This is a genomic window from Heyndrickxia coagulans DSM 1 = ATCC 7050, from assembly GCF_000290615.1.
In the GTDB taxonomy this organism is placed as follows: Bacteria; Bacillota; Bacilli; order Bacillales; family Bacillaceae_C; genus Weizmannia; species Weizmannia coagulans.
On record NZ_ALAS01000081.1, the window covers coordinates 1 to 16,234 of the forward strand.

The 16,234-nt window shown below is 48.4% G+C and carries 20 protein-coding genes; 16 read left to right on the plus strand and 4 right to left on the minus strand.

The features are described from left to right. Positions 1-202: 202 nt before the first annotated feature. The 5 genes from IC21_RS03250 (at position 203) to IC21_RS03270 (ending at position 4,130) form a co-directional block, all read left to right on the plus strand. Positions 203-1,279 carry a YpbB family protein gene (locus tag IC21_RS03250; RefSeq protein WP_019720965.1) on the plus strand — a complete coding sequence of 359 codons (1,077 nt, stop codon included), beginning with the start codon at positions 203-205 and terminating at the stop codon, positions 1,277-1,279. Further along, positions 1,251-2,735, plus strand: a complete 1,485-nt coding sequence (locus IC21_RS03255) for a RecQ family ATP-dependent DNA helicase (protein WP_029141528.1) — start codon at positions 1,251-1,253, stop codon at positions 2,733-2,735. Before IC21_RS03250 ends, IC21_RS03255 begins: the two co-directional genes overlap by 29 nt. After that, positions 2,708-3,286: a CPBP family intramembrane glutamic endopeptidase gene (locus IC21_RS03260; RefSeq protein WP_017553602.1), complete on the plus strand. Its 579-nt coding sequence runs from the start codon at positions 2,708-2,710 to the stop codon at positions 3,284-3,286. Before IC21_RS03255 ends, IC21_RS03260 begins: the two co-directional genes overlap by 28 nt. Positions 3,287-3,310: 24 nt before the next feature. After that, the gene (locus tag IC21_RS03265; protein ID WP_019720963.1) at positions 3,311-3,550 is read left to right on the plus strand and encodes a hypothetical protein; all 240 of its coding nucleotides are present in this window, start codon (positions 3,311-3,313) and stop codon (positions 3,548-3,550) included. Between the two features lie 133 nt (positions 3,551-3,683). Further along, entirely contained in the window at positions 3,684-4,130 is a 447-nt protein-coding gene (locus IC21_RS03270) for a YpbF family protein (RefSeq protein WP_013859532.1), read from the plus strand. Positions 4,131-4,195: 65 nt separating this feature from the next. Here the strand turns inward: IC21_RS03270 and IC21_RS03275 are convergent, their stop codons facing one another. From IC21_RS03275 to IC21_RS03285, 3 genes are read right to left on the minus strand one after another with little or no spacing between them, the layout of a single operon-like run. After that, positions 4,196-4,765: a manganese catalase family protein gene (locus IC21_RS03275; protein ID WP_017553601.1), complete on the minus strand. Its 570-nt coding sequence runs from the start codon at positions 4,763-4,765 to the stop codon at positions 4,196-4,198. A 23-nt stretch (positions 4,766-4,788) separates the two neighbouring features. Continuing rightward, positions 4,789-5,049 (minus strand): spore coat protein CotJB, encoded by a 261-nt coding sequence (locus tag IC21_RS03280; RefSeq protein WP_017553600.1) that lies wholly within the window; start codon positions 5,047-5,049, stop codon positions 4,789-4,791. Beyond that, positions 5,046-5,273 carry a spore coat associated protein CotJA gene (locus tag IC21_RS03285; RefSeq protein ID WP_019720962.1) on the minus strand — a complete coding sequence of 76 codons (228 nt, stop codon included), beginning with the start codon at positions 5,271-5,273 and terminating at the stop codon, positions 5,046-5,048. Before IC21_RS03285 ends, IC21_RS03280 begins: the two co-directional genes overlap by 4 nt. Before the next feature lie 176 nt (positions 5,274-5,449). Here IC21_RS03285 and IC21_RS03290 point away from each other — a divergent pair, with 176 nt between their 5' ends. The 10 genes from IC21_RS03290 (at position 5,450) to rpsA (ending at position 15,246) form a co-directional block, all read left to right on the plus strand. Then, complete coding sequence (locus IC21_RS03290; protein WP_029141527.1) at positions 5,450-6,229, plus strand: metallophosphoesterase; 780 nt, start codon at positions 5,450-5,452, stop codon at positions 6,227-6,229. A 59-nt stretch (positions 6,230-6,288) separates the two neighbouring features. Then, positions 6,289-6,834: an adaptor protein MecA gene (locus IC21_RS03295; protein WP_019720960.1), complete on the plus strand. Its 546-nt coding sequence runs from the start codon at positions 6,289-6,291 to the stop codon at positions 6,832-6,834. Between the two features lie 97 nt (positions 6,835-6,931). Then, the gene (locus tag IC21_RS03300; RefSeq protein WP_029141526.1) at positions 6,932-8,209 is read left to right on the plus strand and encodes a Glu/Leu/Phe/Val family dehydrogenase; all 1,278 of its coding nucleotides are present in this window, start codon (positions 6,932-6,934) and stop codon (positions 8,207-8,209) included. Between the two features lie 155 nt (positions 8,210-8,364). Then, the gene (locus IC21_RS03305) at positions 8,365-9,348 is read left to right on the plus strand and encodes a YpdA family putative bacillithiol disulfide reductase (protein WP_029141306.1); all 984 of its coding nucleotides are present in this window, start codon (positions 8,365-8,367) and stop codon (positions 9,346-9,348) included. Positions 9,349-9,452: 104 nt separating this feature from the next. Beyond that, complete coding sequence (prsW, locus tag IC21_RS03310; RefSeq protein ID WP_029141525.1) at positions 9,453-10,133, plus strand: glutamic-type intramembrane protease PrsW; 681 nt, start codon at positions 9,453-9,455, stop codon at positions 10,131-10,133. A 111-nt stretch (positions 10,134-10,244) separates the two neighbouring features. Then, entirely contained in the window at positions 10,245-11,039 is a 795-nt protein-coding gene (gene sleB, locus IC21_RS03315; protein ID WP_029141524.1) for a spore cortex-lytic enzyme, read from the plus strand. A gap of 15 nt (positions 11,040-11,054) precedes the next feature. Further along, positions 11,055-12,404 (plus strand): germination protein YpeB, encoded by a 1,350-nt coding sequence (gene ypeB / locus IC21_RS03320; RefSeq protein WP_029141523.1) that lies wholly within the window; start codon positions 11,055-11,057, stop codon positions 12,402-12,404. A gap of 122 nt (positions 12,405-12,526) precedes the next feature. After that, the gene (locus tag IC21_RS03325; protein WP_029141522.1) at positions 12,527-13,171 is read left to right on the plus strand and encodes a flagellar brake protein; all 645 of its coding nucleotides are present in this window, start codon (positions 12,527-12,529) and stop codon (positions 13,169-13,171) included. A 121-nt stretch (positions 13,172-13,292) separates the two neighbouring features. Continuing rightward, on the plus strand, positions 13,293-13,997 hold the full coding sequence (gene cmk / locus IC21_RS03330) for a (d)CMP kinase (RefSeq protein ID WP_017552425.1): 705 nt from the start codon (positions 13,293-13,295) through the stop codon (positions 13,995-13,997). A 112-nt stretch (positions 13,998-14,109) separates the two neighbouring features. Continuing rightward, positions 14,110-15,246, plus strand: a complete 1,137-nt coding sequence (rpsA, locus tag IC21_RS03335) for a 30S ribosomal protein S1 (protein WP_013859521.1) — start codon at positions 14,110-14,112, stop codon at positions 15,244-15,246. 98 nt (positions 15,247-15,344) lie between these two features. Here rpsA and IC21_RS16095 read toward each other — a convergent pair whose 3' ends face one another. After that, positions 15,345-15,473 carry a YpzI family protein gene (locus IC21_RS16095; RefSeq protein ID WP_013859520.1) on the minus strand — a complete coding sequence of 43 codons (129 nt, stop codon included), beginning with the start codon at positions 15,471-15,473 and terminating at the stop codon, positions 15,345-15,347. A gap of 100 nt (positions 15,474-15,573) precedes the next feature. On the opposite strand from IC21_RS16095, the gene IC21_RS03340 reads away from it, so the two are divergent. Next, positions 15,574-16,170 (plus strand): YphA family membrane protein, encoded by a 597-nt coding sequence (locus IC21_RS03340; protein ID WP_029141521.1) that lies wholly within the window; start codon positions 15,574-15,576, stop codon positions 16,168-16,170. Positions 16,171-16,234 lie beyond the last annotated feature (64 nt).

Here is a 16,234-nt window from a genome sequence, read left to right on the forward strand (position 1 = left end):
AAAAAATAGATGGAAAAATTTTCTAAATGTGGATAAGTCATTTTATCATAAAACATCTAAAAATTGATGAATTTACTCTTCAGAACTGATCAATGAAAAAAATGGTAAACAAATCTCCGGTTTCCATGTTAAAATAGAACCAACCCCCGATTTTTCCTTGCACTTTCCCCTTTTTTCAGCAAAAGAACAGGAGAGGATTCAGATGCCTTTTTTACAGGCTGTATTGCTGGATTGCTTCAGCAACCTGAATGGAGAACGCACCCCTTATGCTGTTTTTCATCTTTTAAACGGGAAAAAATCAGCACAGACCATCCAGGATTCCCATTTTTTCAAGATCGGCAGGCTCTTTCAGACGTTTCCATTTATTTCCCGCGAAGATTTCACACGCGAAGTAGAAGCCCTTTTAATAGCCGGATTACTGCAAAAAAGCGGCCCGGATGCCTGCGTGGTCACAAAAAAAGGCGCTGCCCGGCTTTTGGCAACCGGCAGGATGGAAGAAAGGTTTCCTTACCTGGACGGCTTGAAATACCAGGATTCGGCAAATCTGTTTTGGAAAAGGCTGAACCTCATCACCCAGGCCGTATCCAACTTAGTGTATGGAAATAAAGTATATTATCCGGTTCAAAGGGACCCGGCTCTGCAGGCTTGGGCAAAAAACTGGCTGAAACAGCATGCAAAAAGCCGGACTGCTTTAGCAGAGCATCTGTATCGTGAATTTTACAGCCTGTTTTCCGGCAGCCCGCCGGAAAAGCCTGAAATTTTTGTCCTCCGGTTGACGGGTGCGGGCCGGATCGGATATACAATCACGCAGGCTGCCTCCGCCCTGCACCTTGATCCTGTGGAGTACTGGTATCGATATTTGCATTTGCTTCATTTTATGGTCCGGCGCATCCTGGGAGATCCTGAAACATTCTGGTATTTATACCAAATGCTTCATGATGTGCAAAAGGCCCTGCCGCTGACCCGGTCTGCCTCGGTGACATTCGGCTTCTTGAAGCAAGGGAAAACGATTGCGGAAATCAGCACGCTGAGAGGGTTAAAGCAAAGCACAATTGAAGACCATCTGATTGAAATCGCGTTAACGGTCCCGGATTTTCCGCTGAACCGGTATGTGCCAAAGGATGAAGAACAAAAGATCATCCGGGCAGCCGCTGATTTAAATACGAAGAAATTAAAACCGATTAAAGAAAAAGTAGGGGATGTCCCGTATTTCCATATTCGACTTGTATTGGCGGAAAGGATGGGCTGCAGTGGATCTTTTAAGCTTTTTGAAAAGTAAGTTCGGGTTCAGCGCATTCCGGGCGGGGCAGGAAAAAGTCATCCGTTCGCTGCTGGACGGCAAAGATACACTGGCGATGCTTGCGACCGGTACCGGAAAATCTTTATGCTATCAGTTGCCTGCCTATTTGCTGGACGGATCCTGCATCATCGTTTCCCCGCTTTTATCGCTCATGCAGGATCAGACAGAGCAGATGAAAATGCGCGGCGAAAAAAGTGTGGTGGCGTTAAATTCGTTTTTAACCGGTCCGGAGCGGGAAGCCGCCCTTGCACATCTGGGTGCTTTCAAATTTATCTTTGTTTCGCCGGAGATGCTGCACAACCGCCATGTCCTCGGAAAATTAAAACAAATCCGGACTGCGCTGTTTGCGGTCGATGAAGCGCATTGTATTTCCCAATGGGGCCATGATTTCAGGCCGGAATACTTAAACCTTGGCGAAATCCGGAAACAATTGGGTACACCGCTTACCCTTGCCCTGACCGCCACAGCAACAGAACAGGTGAGGGACGATATTTGCAAGTATCTCGGCTTAAAAGACCCAAACCGGTTTATTTATTCTGTCAACAGGCCCAATATCGCCATTAAAATAGACCGGATTCCTTCATACCGCGAAAAAGAGGAAAAACTAGTTGCCTATGCGAAAAACTTGCAGAAGCCCGGTATCATCTATTTTTCAAGCAAAAAGGCGGCTGAGGAAATGGCGGCGCGGTTAAGGCAGGAGGGAATCGCCGAAGCAGCCGCCTATCACAGCGGCATTGACCAGGAGCAAAGAATTTTGATCCAGCAGCAGTTTATTTACGGACAGATCGGGATCATTTGTGCGACAAGCGCGTTTGGCATGGGGGTGGACAAAGCAGATATCCGCTTTGTCATCCATTTTCACCTGCCGTTGCAGATGGAAGCCTATCTGCAGGAAATCGGCAGAGCCGGGCGGGACGGGCTCCCGAGCATTGCCGTCCTTTTGTATACGGAAGGGGATGAACGGCTCCCGCTTCAGCTGATCGAGGCTGAGCTTCCGACTGATGCACAATTGGCCGCTTTTAGCAGATGGAAAGGGGATCTGAAGGAAGCCGGGGCGCTGCTCGGATGCACGGAACCGCAACTCCGGTTCCTAGCGCACCACAGAGCGCTTAACCTGCCGGAAGAAGCATGGATCCGGGAGGTTGCAGCCATCCGGGACGAGCGGATGGCGTACAAGCGAAGGAAGTTAAAGGAAATGGTGCAGATGGTCCGGTCTTCGTCATGCCGCCGCTCGGAAATTTTACGGTATTTCGGTGAACCGCCCGCTGCAGGCAATGAAGCGTGCTGTGACATTTGCGGCCTTGAAACAGCCTTATATGAAAGCAATCAAAAAAGCGGGGGCACCCTGGAAACCGTTCCTGCCTGGGAATTGCTTTTGCAGGATCTATTCAGAAAAGGGGAACAGAAATGGCGCGAAGAAAACAGGCGGATTTGATCAAGGAACTCACAGACCGGGAACTTACTTTTCACTTAATTTTGACGCAGCTGATTCTCCTGTTTGCTGCCGCTTTGCTCGGATTTCTGTTATTTCCGGATGGCGAAGCATTTTTTCAGCACTTTCACTTGTCATTTGCGAAATGTACATATGGTTTATTAAACGGAGCCGCTGTCGTTGCGGCGGATACTTTGCTCATGAAATGGCTCCCGAAAGCGTATTATGATGACGGGGGCGTAAATGAGCGGATTTTTAAATCCCGTTCAATTTCGGACATTATTGCTTTAACGGCGCTGATCGCGGTGGCGGAAGAGCTCTTGTTCCGGGGCGTCATCCAGACGCATTTTGGATTGCCGGCAGCAAGCCTTATTTTTGCACTCATGCATATCCGGTATTTTGGCCACTGGTATTTGATTGCGAATGTGCTGCTTTTAAGTTTTTGGATTGGTGCCGTTTATGCGCTTTCTCATGAAAATCTTCCGGCAGTCATCATCATGCATTTTACAATCGATTGTTTACTGGGTATCCGCATCAAAAAACAGAGGATTTAGTCCGGATGTGGGGAAGGGGAAGCCATGTCAGACGAAAAATATATCATTGAAATGGAAAAACGGCGGCAAAAGCTTGAACCGGCCGGCAAAGCAAAGGAAAAAACGGAGAAACAAACGGCGGCGGCCGTTTCGCGGGCGGAAAAGCGGAAAAGTACCAAAAAGGAATCCCGTTCCAGGTTGCCGCTTGTGAACCTGTTGGCTGTCATTTTTATTTTAGTGCCGATTGCCGTTTACATCTGTTATACTTTTTTGTTTTTCAGATAGACGCCCATGCCGCGATAAATGGCGCCGCAAGAAGGGAAAAATCTGCAGGCGCAAATTTTCAGGACAGGGCAAACTGCTTGCTTGTCATGGATCAGCCTCCTGCAGCATATAGTGGAGTGAGGGAGGGATCAATATGGAGCCGTCCATCACCGGGCTAAAAGGGACAGATGCGGCGACAAAGCAGATGTTACAGGGTGTCGTCAAACGCAAAAAAAAATTTGACCGGCTTCGGATGCGGCATCTTGTTTTTCTTTGGACAAGCATGCTCTACACATGCGCATGGGCTTACTATGTTTACCGTTCTTTTGAAAATGCCGATTCCATGTTCTCCGTTTTCTCCGGCATTTCAGAAAGCCCGTTTCAGCTGTTTTTCCTGCTCTTGGCCGCCGCGTTTTGGGGCATGAGTAAAATCTTGTTTGACAAGCGGGAAAAGGCTGAAAAAGAATTCCATGCGCTCCGCTGTGAAATTATTGATAAAAGCAAGGATTTATGGAAAGGGGAAAGCTGGAAGGACCGCCACCTTGTATTCGAAATGATGCAAAAAGAGTTTGATATTAATTTATACCACGAGAATAAGTAGCCATTCACCGGAAACAGGCACGGGGACTCAAAGCCGCCGAAAAAAAGAAGATGCCCTGGCATCTTCTAAAAAATTTTTTTCCTGCCTCTTTCTTCCATTAAAATTTGCGCGGCTTCGCGGAACCGCTGCGAGTGGATAATCTCCCGCTCCCTTAAAAAGCGGAGCCCGTCATTTAGGTCGGGGTCGTCACTTAAATTGATGATCCATTGATACGTAGCCCGCGCTTTTTCTTCGGCGGCAATGTCTTCATAGATGTCGGCAATCGGGTCCCCTTTTGCCTGGATATAGGTGGCTGTCCATGGGGCCCCTGCGGCATTATGGTAATGCAGTGCCTTATCATGGTCCACATAATGCGCGTCAAGGCCGGCAGCAATCAATTGGTCCGGCGTGGCATCTTTTGTTAATTTTAAGACCATCGTCGCAATCATCTCAAGATGGGCCAGTTCTTCCGTACCGATATCATTTAAAAGCCCCATCACTTTATCCGGGATGGTGTAGCGCTGGTTCAAATACCGGAGCGCTGCCGCAAGCTCTCCGTCCGCTCCGCCGTATTGTTCGATTAAAAGTTTCGCAAGTCTCGGGTTACAGCTTGAGACCCGGACGGGATATTGCAATTTTTTCTCATAGATCCACATGAACGTTTTCCCCCTTTATTTGCTTATACCTGCCATGGCCACGGCGGCTCTTTCCACTGGAAAGGCGTTGGCGAATAGCTGTGCCCGAAGTTTGTCAGCGGTCCGAACTGTTTTTCAAATGCTCTTTTGACTTTTTTCCTGGCATGGACAAAAGTGTTATACTGTTCGATCGCTGCCTGATCATCGGGATGGGTATCCAAATAAAGGTTCAGCTCCACAATTGCAAAATCAAGGGCCTGCAGTTCTTCAAGCCTTGTGTAATACTCTTTTGGCAGCTGCTTCAATCGGTTTCCTCCTTTGCCCGTTCATAAGGGCTGTAATAAGGGTCATAAAGCGGCCTCCAAAGCGTCCCGCGCCTCAACGCTTCCTGCGGTGCAAATTGAGGAAGGTTCGGGGGCTGGAACCCTAAATACAAATTTGGCGGGGTGGAATAAACTTTTTCGGTTATCGGCGGACAGGGGTCAAATGGCCCGATAAAGGGATGATACGTTTTATAATGGCTTTTCATCTCAGTCCTCCTGACATTTAAAAGTCTTTTTCATTTTATGCGCGGTTCTCTCCCGCTATGTCAAAAACAATGCCGGAATGCTTTCTATCTGGCGTGATTAAGATATAATACGAATAGGGATTGCAGAAAATTTCGTTTGTGCCGGCAAGGACCCGGCGGAACAGGAGCTCTCGTGTATGTTTGCATTTTTATGGATTGCCTCTTTGCTTGGCATAGTCTTATTGATGTATATGCGCTATGAAGCATCGTTAAACCGGCTCGTCCGGCACCGGTTTTTGCTTGATGAATATCCGGCCGGAGAGGAGCCGTGCACTTTTTTCTTTATTTCCGATATCCACCGGCGCAAAATCGATCCCGGACTGGTGGAAGAGGCAACAGGGAAAGCACGGTTTGCAGTAATCGGGGGAGATTTGCTGGAAAAGGGGGTTCCGCTTTCCAGAACAGAAGAAAATTTGCGGTTGCTGAAAAGAATTGGCCCGGTATTTTTTGTGTGGGGAAATAATGATTATGAAGCGGACGGCAAAGCGCTCGCGGCCGTTTTTGCCAGAACCGGCGTCCGCACGCTGCGCAACGCGGCGGATTTTGTATGCGTAAACGGAAAAAAACGGATTGCGCTGATCGGCGTGGATGATTTGACGACGGAAAATGAAAATCTTGATGAAGCGCTTCAATCGGTGCAACCGGACGATCTCCGGATTTTAATCAGCCATAACCCGAAAATGATCCACCAGCTTCATGAATGGGACGATATCGATGTGATGCTGAGCGGCCATACGCACGGCGGGCAGATCCGCATTCTCGGTCTCAGCCGCTACAGGCGCGGCGGGGTGAGAAAAGCGCGCAATGTTATCCATCTCATAAGCAACGGTTACGGCACGACGCTTGTTCCGCTCAGGCTTTGCGCAAAACCGGAAGCCCATTTGATTACGATCGAAAGCAACAGGCGGCCATCATGAACCATCTTTCCCCTCCCGCATACGATAAGGTAAGATCCGTATGCAGGGGGCGGAAATCAATGAAGCTGGAACGGATTTCATCCAATAAAATTAAATACTCCATTACGTTTGAAGAGTTATCGGAACGCGGTATTATGGAAAACGATCTCGACTCGCCCATTTGGAATCATTTATTTGAAGAAATGCTGGAGTTGGCGGATCAGGCTTACCATGTCGGCGAAAGCGACATGCTGACCATTGAAATCTATTCCTTTAATGTCCAGGAATTGGTGTTTATTCTGACAGTAGGGGAAGCGGACGACGCGGATCCGGGCGAATGGGCGGACCCGGAAAACTTGGAACAGGAAGAAGCCTATTGGTTTCCATCGATTGAGGAAATGATTGCGCTTGCGGGCTTTTTAAACCAGATCGGCCGGATTTCCGCGTGCAGCCTTTATATATTCGAAGACCAGTATTATTTGCTGCAAAAACCTTGGACCCAAAATGCGCCGCTTATTCTTGAATACGGCGAGCGCGCGCAAATCTCCCCGTTTATGGTCCGGGAATACGGGATCGCGGTGTTTGAGCAAAATGCACTTGCGGAACTTCTGAAGCATTTCCCGTAACCGTCCGGCATGTTTTTTCAGGTTTTCATCTGCTGGGGAAAGTTGTATACTAAATTTGATAGCAGATATTTCTTTCGTATCTAGGAGGTTTGCGATAATGGCAGCCGAAAAGGGCGCAGATCATCAAACAATGGAAGCAAGTCGAGATGTGCTGAAATCGACACAGACAATTATTCACGAAGCTCTTGAAAAGCTTGGATACCCTGAAGAAGTATACGAACTTTTAAAAGAGCCGGTCCGTATGTTAACGGTTAAAATTCCCGTCAGAATGGATGATGGTACGGTTAAGATTTTTACGGGGTACCGCGCGCAGCACAATGATGCTGTCGGCCCGACAAAAGGAGGCGTCCGGTTTCATCCGGATGTGACGGAAAATGAAGTGAAAGCCTTGTCTATATGGATGACGCTAAAATGCGGCATTGTGAATCTGCCGTATGGGGGAGGAAAAGGCGGCATCATCTGCGATCCGCGGAAAATGTCTTTCCGCGAGCTCGAGAATTTGAGCCGCGGCTATGTCCGGGCGATCAGCCAGATTGTCGGTCCGACGAAAGACATTCCGGCACCGGACGTGTTTACAAATTCGCAAATAATGGCCTGGATGATGGATGAATACAGCCGGATCGACGAATTTAATTCGCCGGGCTTTATCACAGGAAAACCGCTTGTGCTTGGCGGTTCGCACGGCCGCGAATCCGCTACGGCCAAAGGGGTAACCATCTGCATTCGCGAGGCGGCCAGAAAAAAAGGGATTGATTTAAAAGGCGCCAGGGTTGTCATTCAGGGGTTCGGCAATGCCGGAAGTTTCCTTGCAAAATTTATGCATGATGCGGGCGCAAAAGTGATTGGCATATCCGACGCATACGGCGCGCTGCATGATCCGGAAGGCCTTGATATTGACTATTTGCTCGACCGCCGCGACAGTTTCGGGACGGTTACAACCCTGTTTAAAAATACGATTACGAACAAGGAATTGCTTGAACTGGATTGCGATATTCTCGTTCCGGCCGCCATTGAAAACCAAATTACAGAAGAAAACGCCCATAATATCCAGGCGAAAATTGTGGTGGAAGCAGCAAACGGCCCGACAACGCTTGAAGCAACCGAAATTTTAACCAACCGCGGCATTCTGCTCGTTCCGGATGTACTTGCATCTGCCGGGGGCGTCACGGTTTCGTATTTTGAATGGGTACAGAATAACCAGGGGTATTACTGGACGGAGGAAGAAGTGGAAGAAAAACTTGAAAAAGTGCTTGTCCAGTCGTTTAATACGGTCTACAATACTTCCCGCTCACGCCGGGTGAACATGCGGCTTGCCGCTTATATGATCGGTGTAAGAAGAGTGGCGGAAGCTTCGCGGTTCAGAGGCTGGATTTAGAGTTTCCGAAAGCCGGCTCCAGCCGGGCGGCAAACGGGGCTTTACAGGTTTTAGAAGAAGAAGGCTGAAATCTCCTGTCGTGTTACGGTGGGAGATTTTTAAATAAATGGATGAAAACGAAAAGGCAGATACGAAAAAAGGATGAGTGGACAAACATGCGAAAAGAAGATTGTATCATTATTGGCGGCGGCCCTTGCGGATTGGCTGCTGCAATCAGCCTGCAGGAAATCGGGAAACATCCGCTTATACTGGAAAAAGGAAATGTCGTCAATGCGATTTACCGTTATCCGACGCACCAGACTTTTTTCAGTTCAAGCGACCGGCTTGCAATCGGCGATGTGCCGTTTATTACCGAAAATTTAAAGCCGAAGCGCAATCAGGCGCTTACATACTACCGCGAAGTGGCGAAACTGAAAGCCCTTCGCATCCGCCGGTTTGAAGAAGCGCTCCGTGTCGAAAAGAAACGCGGAACCTTTATCGTTACGACGACAAAAGGCCAATATGAGACGCCTTATGTGGTCATCGCAACCGGCTATTACGACAATCCGAACAGGCTGGATGTCCCGGGGGAAGATTTAAACAAAGTGTACCATTATTTTAAAGAAGCCCATCCGTTTTTTGACACCGATGTTTGCGTGATCGGCGGAAAAAACTCTGCTGTGGACGCCGCCATTGAACTTCACAAGGCAGGCGCCCGCGTGACCGTGCTGTACCGCGGCGATCATTATTCCGAAAGCATTAAACCGTGGATATTGCCGGAATTTGATTCGCTTATCCGCCACGGGAAAGTGAAAATGGAATTTCAGGCGCACGTGAAAGAAATTAAAGAACAGAGCGTTGTATACGAAGCGGGCGGAGAAGTGAAAGAGATCCGGAATGATTTTGTATTTGCGATGGTCGGTTATCATCCGGATCATTCGTTTTTGCGGAAAATGGGAGTGGGCGTCGATCCGGAAACAGGTCGCCCACATTACAAAGAAGAGACAATGGAAACGAATGTTGAAGGAATTTTTATTGCGGGCGTGCTTGCTGCCGGAAACAATGCCAATGAGATTTTTATTGAAAACGGGCGTTTCCATGGCGGTGTGATTGCCGCTGAGATCAAAAAACGGGAGGCTCACTTGCAAAAAGGAAATTAAAGGTTTTTTCAGGGGGCAGTATTTCTTTTCCGGCTTTTTCATGTTACGATGAAAACAAAACTCTGCACGGATCATTTGATTTTTACAAAAAGCGAGGTTTCGATATGCTTGTTCTTTTGTCAGCCGGCATCGCCCCCGGACTTGCCCTGCTATGCTATTTTTATTTGCGGGACCAGTTTGAGCCTGAGCCGATACTTGTTGTTGCAAAAGCGTTTTTATACGGTGCGCTTATCACGCTGCCGGTCATGTTTTTGCAGTTTATCCTCGAACGGGAGCATCTGTTTTCGGGCAGCATCTGGCATGCTTTCCTCCATTCCGCTTTGCCGGAGGAACTTTGCAAGTGGCTGTGTTTGGCCGCTATTGTGTTTTTTAACCGGGAATTTGATGAACCTTTTGACGGCATTGTGTACGGCGTCAGCGTCTCGCTTGGATTTGCCACGTTTGAAAATATTTTATCGCTTTTTTCGGGCGGCGTTGACCTGGCTTTCGGGCGTGCGCTTCTTCCTGTATCAAGCCATGCCGTTTTCGGTGTCATGATGGGCTTTTATATGGGAAAATCCAGATTCTCCCCGCGCAAAAAAAGCTGGTTCCTTTTTTCTTTCATTGTGCCGGTGATCTTGCATGGGTTTTACGACTGGATTATGCTCACCCAGCAAAAATGGCTGTATTTTATGGTGCCGTTTATGCTCGGGCTTTGGTGGCTCGGCCTGAAAAAAGCAAAGCAGGCGCACAGCCTTTCTGCCGAACATTTTGCGCAGGATGCGGCAGGAACACAACAATTATGATAATGGGCAAAACAACCGGATAAATCGCCGGTTGTTTTTTTATGTCTTGTATAAAATTGCCGCCTTCTCCAGAAACTACGGATAATGCTTAAAGTTTTTGGGGGGTGCGGTATGATTGAAAAAAATCGCTTAAAATACATGTTGCTGCTTTGTGCTGTATTGGCCTTGTTTTCTTTTGGCACAAGCGAGACGGCCCGGGCGTTTTCGAATCAGGTGATTCAAAAAGGGGCGGTCGGGGATGATGTGATTGAACTGCAGGCGAGGCTGCAGTACATCGGTTACTATAAAGGAACGATTGACGGGGTGTTTGGTTACAGCACTTACTGGGCTTTAAGAAATTTCCAGAAGGCATACGGAATGCCTGTTGACGGCCTCGCCGGACCGGGCGTCAAAAAGAAACTTGTCAAAGCGTCAAAATACGATGCGGCATACGTAAAGTCCATGGTTGCAAGCGGGAAAAAATTTACGTATTACGGCGGCACAAAAAAGCAGGCACCGAAAACGGCAGCCAAAAAACCGGCCCAAACCGCAACCAATGTGCCGAACGGCTTTTCACAAAACGACATCCGCCTTTTGCAACGAGCGGTTTACGGGGAGGCGCGCGGCGAACCGTATGAAGGGCAGGTGGCCGTGGCGGCTGTTATCTTAAACCGTATTGAGAGCCCGTCTTTTCCAAACACCATTCCCGGGGTGATTTTCGAACCGGGTGCGTTTACCTGTGTTTCCGACGGGCAGATCTGGCTTGCGCCGAATGATACGGCAAAAAAAGCCGTCCTCGATGCGATCAACGGCTGGGATCCGTCCGGAAATGCGCTGTATTATTTTAATCCGGCGACCGCAACAAGCAAGTGGATCTGGTCAAGGCCGCAAATCAAACGAATCGGTAAACATATTTTTTGCAAATAAGAGGGGGAAATGAATATGCTGAAACGGGCAATGATTGTTGTGCTTGCCCTCGGGCTTTGCGGGACTGCTGCCTGGGCATATAAAGAGCACCGTGAAAAAGAGGCGGTCTTGTTAAATGCAGAAAGCACGTATCAAAGGGCTTTTCATGACCTTGCATACAAAGTGGACCTTTTGCATGATGAAATTGGAAACACCCTCGCCATGAATTCGCGCAAGTCCCTTTCACCGGCACTGGCTGAAGTGTGGCGCCTGACATCGGAAGCGCATGCGGATGTTGGCCAGCTTCCGTTATCGCTTCTGCCTTTTCATAAAACGGAAGAATTTCTGACTGATATCGGGAATTTCAGCTACCGGACGGCGGTGCGCGATTTGGACAAAGAACCTCTATCCGATAAAGAGTATGCTTCACTGAAAAAACTGTACGGCCAGAGCGCGGATATCCAGGACCAGATCCGGGGCGTGCAAAATAACGTTTTACAGCACAATCTCCGCTGGATGGACGTGGAACGCGCCCTTGCCCAAGGAAAAGAAACGAAGGATAACACGATCATCGACGGCTTTAAGACGGTCGAAAGGACGGTCAAAGGCTATGACAATGCTGATTTGAACAGCCCGTCTTTTACGAGTTTCCAAAACCGAGATGACCATTATGAGCACCTGGAAGGAAAAATGATCAGCAAAAAACAGGCGGTCGCCACTGTAAAACAATACGCCGGAGTCAAAACGGCCCGAAAGGCGGAAGCCAAACCGAATCAAAAAGGCGCCCGTTTTTCTTTTTACACCGTCCGTTTAAAAGACAAAAACGGCTATGAAACAACCGCGGATGTTACGCGGAAAGGGGGATACCCGGTCTGGTTTTTCAACAAGCGCCCGGTGGGGAAGCAAAAAATCAGTTTAAACGGGGCCCAAAAGAAAGCGGCGGATTTTTTAAACCGGCACCATTTTGAGAAAATGGATATGTTTGAAAGCATGCAATATGACAACGTCGGTGTTTTTTCTTTCGCTGCGAAACAGGGGAATGTCCGCATTTATCCGGAAACGGTCAAATTAAAAGTGGCGCTTGACAACGGCCAGGTGATCGGGTTTGTGGCGGATGATTTTCTGAAAAGCCATCAAAAAAGGGATATTCCAAAGCCCGCCATCAGTGAAAAAGAAGCAAGAGCCCGTGTGAACCCGAAGCTTGACATTATGGAAAGCCGCCTTGCGATTATGACCGGCGACATGAACCGAGAAGTGCTCTGTTATGAATTTCTCGGCGTGTTGCATGATGAAACATACCGGATTTACATCAACGCGGAAAACGGCAACGAAGAAAAAGTGGAAAAGCTGAAAAATACGGAAAGAGCATACGGCAAGTCCATATGAGCATTGCCCGGCATACAGCCGGGCCTTTTGGCAAAAAAAAGATATGAAGCGCGAAAAAAGAATACAAAACCGCCCCGCCTGTGTCATAATAAGATTGGAATCTATAAAAGGGGATTGGAAAGATGTTAAAAGTCGGGCTGGAACTCACACTGGAAGACAAAGACACAGGTAAAAGATACAGATGTAAAATTGCGGATATAAAAGAGGATAAAATTTATATTGATTACCCGATCGACCTGGAAACAAACCGGACCGTATTTTTGCTGATTGGCCAGGGGCTGCTCGTTGATTTCGTTTCGGACGGCCAGATTCCTTACCGGTTTTCATCAAAAGTCACCGGCAGGGAACTCGGCAATATCCCGATGCTTATTTTATCCGTACCGGAGCCGGAAGATGTGCGCAAGATCCAGCGGCGGCAATATGTCAGGGTAGATGTCGCGCTCGATATTGCCCTCACCTTTCCGGAATCCAATTTGAAAACAACGGCAGTTACAAAAGACATCAGTTCGGGCGGCTGCGCCGTCTACTTGCCTCGCAATATCCGCCCGGGGGAGCATGAAACAGGAAAAGCGCTTCTTGTCCTGCCGCTAAAAGAAGGCTACCAGTACTTGCAGCTGCTTTTTTCCGTCGTCAGGCTGTTTGAAACCGGTGGAAAAACGGGGGCCTCGCTCCAGTTTAAAGATACAAGCGCAAAAGAGAGGCAGTATATCCTGCGTTTTTGCTTCGAGCAGCAGCTTTTGCTCCGTAAAAAGGGCCTTTCCGGATAAAACTTGCATTTCATGGATAGGAGGATTCACCATTTTATGGTACACTATAAAGAGGGTGTATCCTTTTATCTGCTCAAAAAACGGGTATATGCAACAAGAGAGAATAGGGTGAAATCGTTGTATGAAAAAAATCAATATTGCCATCGACGGTCCTGCTGCTGCAGGGAAAAGCACGGCGGCGAAAAAAGTTGCCGAGCAGTTGCAATATATTTACATTGATACAGGCGCAATGTACCGGTCGCTTACTTATAAAGCGCTGCAGTACGGAACGGACCTTGAAGACGGCAATGCGCTTGCCAAACTTTTGTACAAGACAAATATCCGCCTGGAGCCGGGGGAAAACGGCCAGATTGTTTTTGTCGACGGTGAAGACGTAACCGGCAAGATCAGGGAAAGGGAAGTGACGAGAGCAGTTTCAGCTGTTTCAAAGCATGCCGTTGTCCGTGAAGAAATGGTCAAGCGGCAGCGGATGCTCGCCCGTGGCGGCGGCGTTGTCATGGACGGCCGGGATATCGGGACAAAAGTATTGCCGGATGCCGAATTGAAGATTTTTTTGCTGGCCAGCGCCGATGAGCGCGCAAAGCGGCGCCATGCCGAAAATGTTGCAAAAGGGATCCCTTCAGACCTCAGCCGTTTAAAACAGGAGATTGAGGAAAGGGACAGGCTGGATTCCGAACGGGAAGTTTCACCGCTCTCTAAAGCGGCGGACGCCGTAGAACTGGACACGACAAGCATGGACATTGATGAAGTTGCCGGAAAGATTCTTGCGATGGCAAAAGAAAAAATCACACAGCAGCAATCGGCTTCTTTACTTGACAAAAAGTAAAAGATGTTAGAAATTTGATAGGAAAGCGTTTCTTTTTGAATTATACGAATTAATTTGAAAAGAACGGGTATATTCAATGGTATTTGAAGCGCCGGATAAGGAGGAAGTACATATGCCAGACGAAATGAATGAAATAGAAGTACGGTCCCTTTCTGTAGGGGATAAAGTGAAAGCATCGGTTGTCAAAGTGGAGGAAAAGCAAGTGCTCGTTTCCATTGAAGGCAGCAAAGTGGACGGGATTATTCCGATCAGCGAGCTTTCCAATCTCCATATTGAAACCGCATCAGATGCCGTGAAAGAAGGGGACGAGCTGAATCTCGTCGTTACGAAAGTGGAAGAAGACGCCGTCATTCTTTCCAAACGGAAATATGATGCTGAAAAAGCATGGGATGAGCTGAAGGAAAAATTTGAAAACCAGGAAATCATCGAAGCGGAAGTTAATGAAGTGGTAAAAGGCGGCCTTGTTGTCGATTTGGGTGTCCGCGGCTTTGTCCCTGCATCGCTTGTCGAGGACCACTTTGTTGAAGACTTCTCCGACTATAAAGGGAAAACATTGCCCTTTTTGATCGTTGAACTGGACGAGGACAAAAACCGGTTGATTTTATCACACCGGGCTGTGGTGGAAAAAGAAAAAGAAGAAAAACGCCAGGATATTCTTGACCATCTCGAAGCAGGCCAGGTGCTGGAAGGGACCGTGCAAAGGCTGACGAATTTCGGCGCTTTTGTCGATATCGGCGGAATTGACGGCCTTGTCCATATTTCCCAGCTTGCGCATGAACGGGTGGAAACGCCGTCCGATGTCGTCAAAGAAGGGGAAAAGGTCAAAGTGAAAGTGTTGTCGGTGGACCGGGACAACGGGCGGATTTCCTTGTCCATCAAGGATACACTTCCGGGCCCCTGGGAAGGCATTGAACAGAAAGCACAGAAGGGGACTGTCCTTACCGGGACGGTAAAACGCTTGGTTTCGTTCGGGGCATTTGTGGAAGTATTCCCGGGCGTTGAAGGGCTTGTCCATATTTCACAAATTTCCCATAAGCATGTGTCCACCCCTCATGAAGTGTTAAGGGAAGGGCAGGAAGTGCAGGTGAAAGTGCTCGATGTCAATGAACAGGCGCACCGCTTGTCCTTAAGCATGAAAGAACTGGAACAGGCTGATACAGCAGCTTCTGATTATGACCTTCCAGAAGAAAATACCGGGTTCCAGCTTGGGGATATGATCGGGGACCAGTTGAAGAAATTTAAGCAGTAAAAAAGCCCGTCCGGTTGGAATGAAAAAGCTGAGAGGCGCCCGTGTAGCCGGTGCCGCTCAGCTTTTTTGCGCTTTGTCTTGCCTATTAACCGCTCATTTTACTGCCGTTTGCGTGCTTCATCAGCGCTTTCAAGGCGGGTTGCCCCTCCGTAGTGGAGCGCCTGGTCACGGTCGCTTTCCACACGCCCGCTTTGGCGTAGTTTTTTCTCCTGGCGGTCTTTTCCCATTGCCCATTCACCCCCGTTTGTAGTATGCCTGAAAAAAGCGAAAAACTTGCGGTTAACCCGGTGTAATCTTTCCCATAATGGAGATAAAGGAGGGTGCACCGTGGAAGGAGCATTTTTTTTGGGGGTGATGTGGGCGGTATGGATTTGGGCGACATTTTTGCTGGACAGGCATCACCGTTTACGGTTTCCGGCAGCACTGGTTGCTTTGCTGCTCGTGATCAGCTTTCCGCATCAAGCGGCGGTGGGCCGTCTCGATATCAGCTGGGCGCTCATCGTCATCATGGCTGCCGGTTATGGGTACTTCGGCAAATTTTCGAAATGGGCGCTTTTGGCCCGGCTCGCCGGCGTCTTTATCGTGATGACAGGCTATGCAGGCCTGTTGTTATTTGAACTGTACGATCCGGTCTGGATGTTTGCCTGGCGTACCATTTGCTACAGCCTGTTTTTGTTTATCCTTGTCCATTTGCTTTTTCGTTCAAAAATGGATGCCGTTGCCGCCGCACTGACCGGTACGGCACAAGGGGAAATTCTGTATGCACTGGTGCTTGCAAAATGGGATTACCATGTTACGGCAGGCTCTGCGGCATATCTCGATATCGCCGGGCTTTTTCTCCTCTATGCGTACGGCTGGCATATCATGGATGCCGCCTTGAATCTCATATCAGAAAAAGCAGCAAAAAAGGAAAGGCCGGGATGATTTGTGGGATATTGCCTGAACAAGAAAATATTGATAAACTACTAAAGTTGATTTGTTTTGCGAA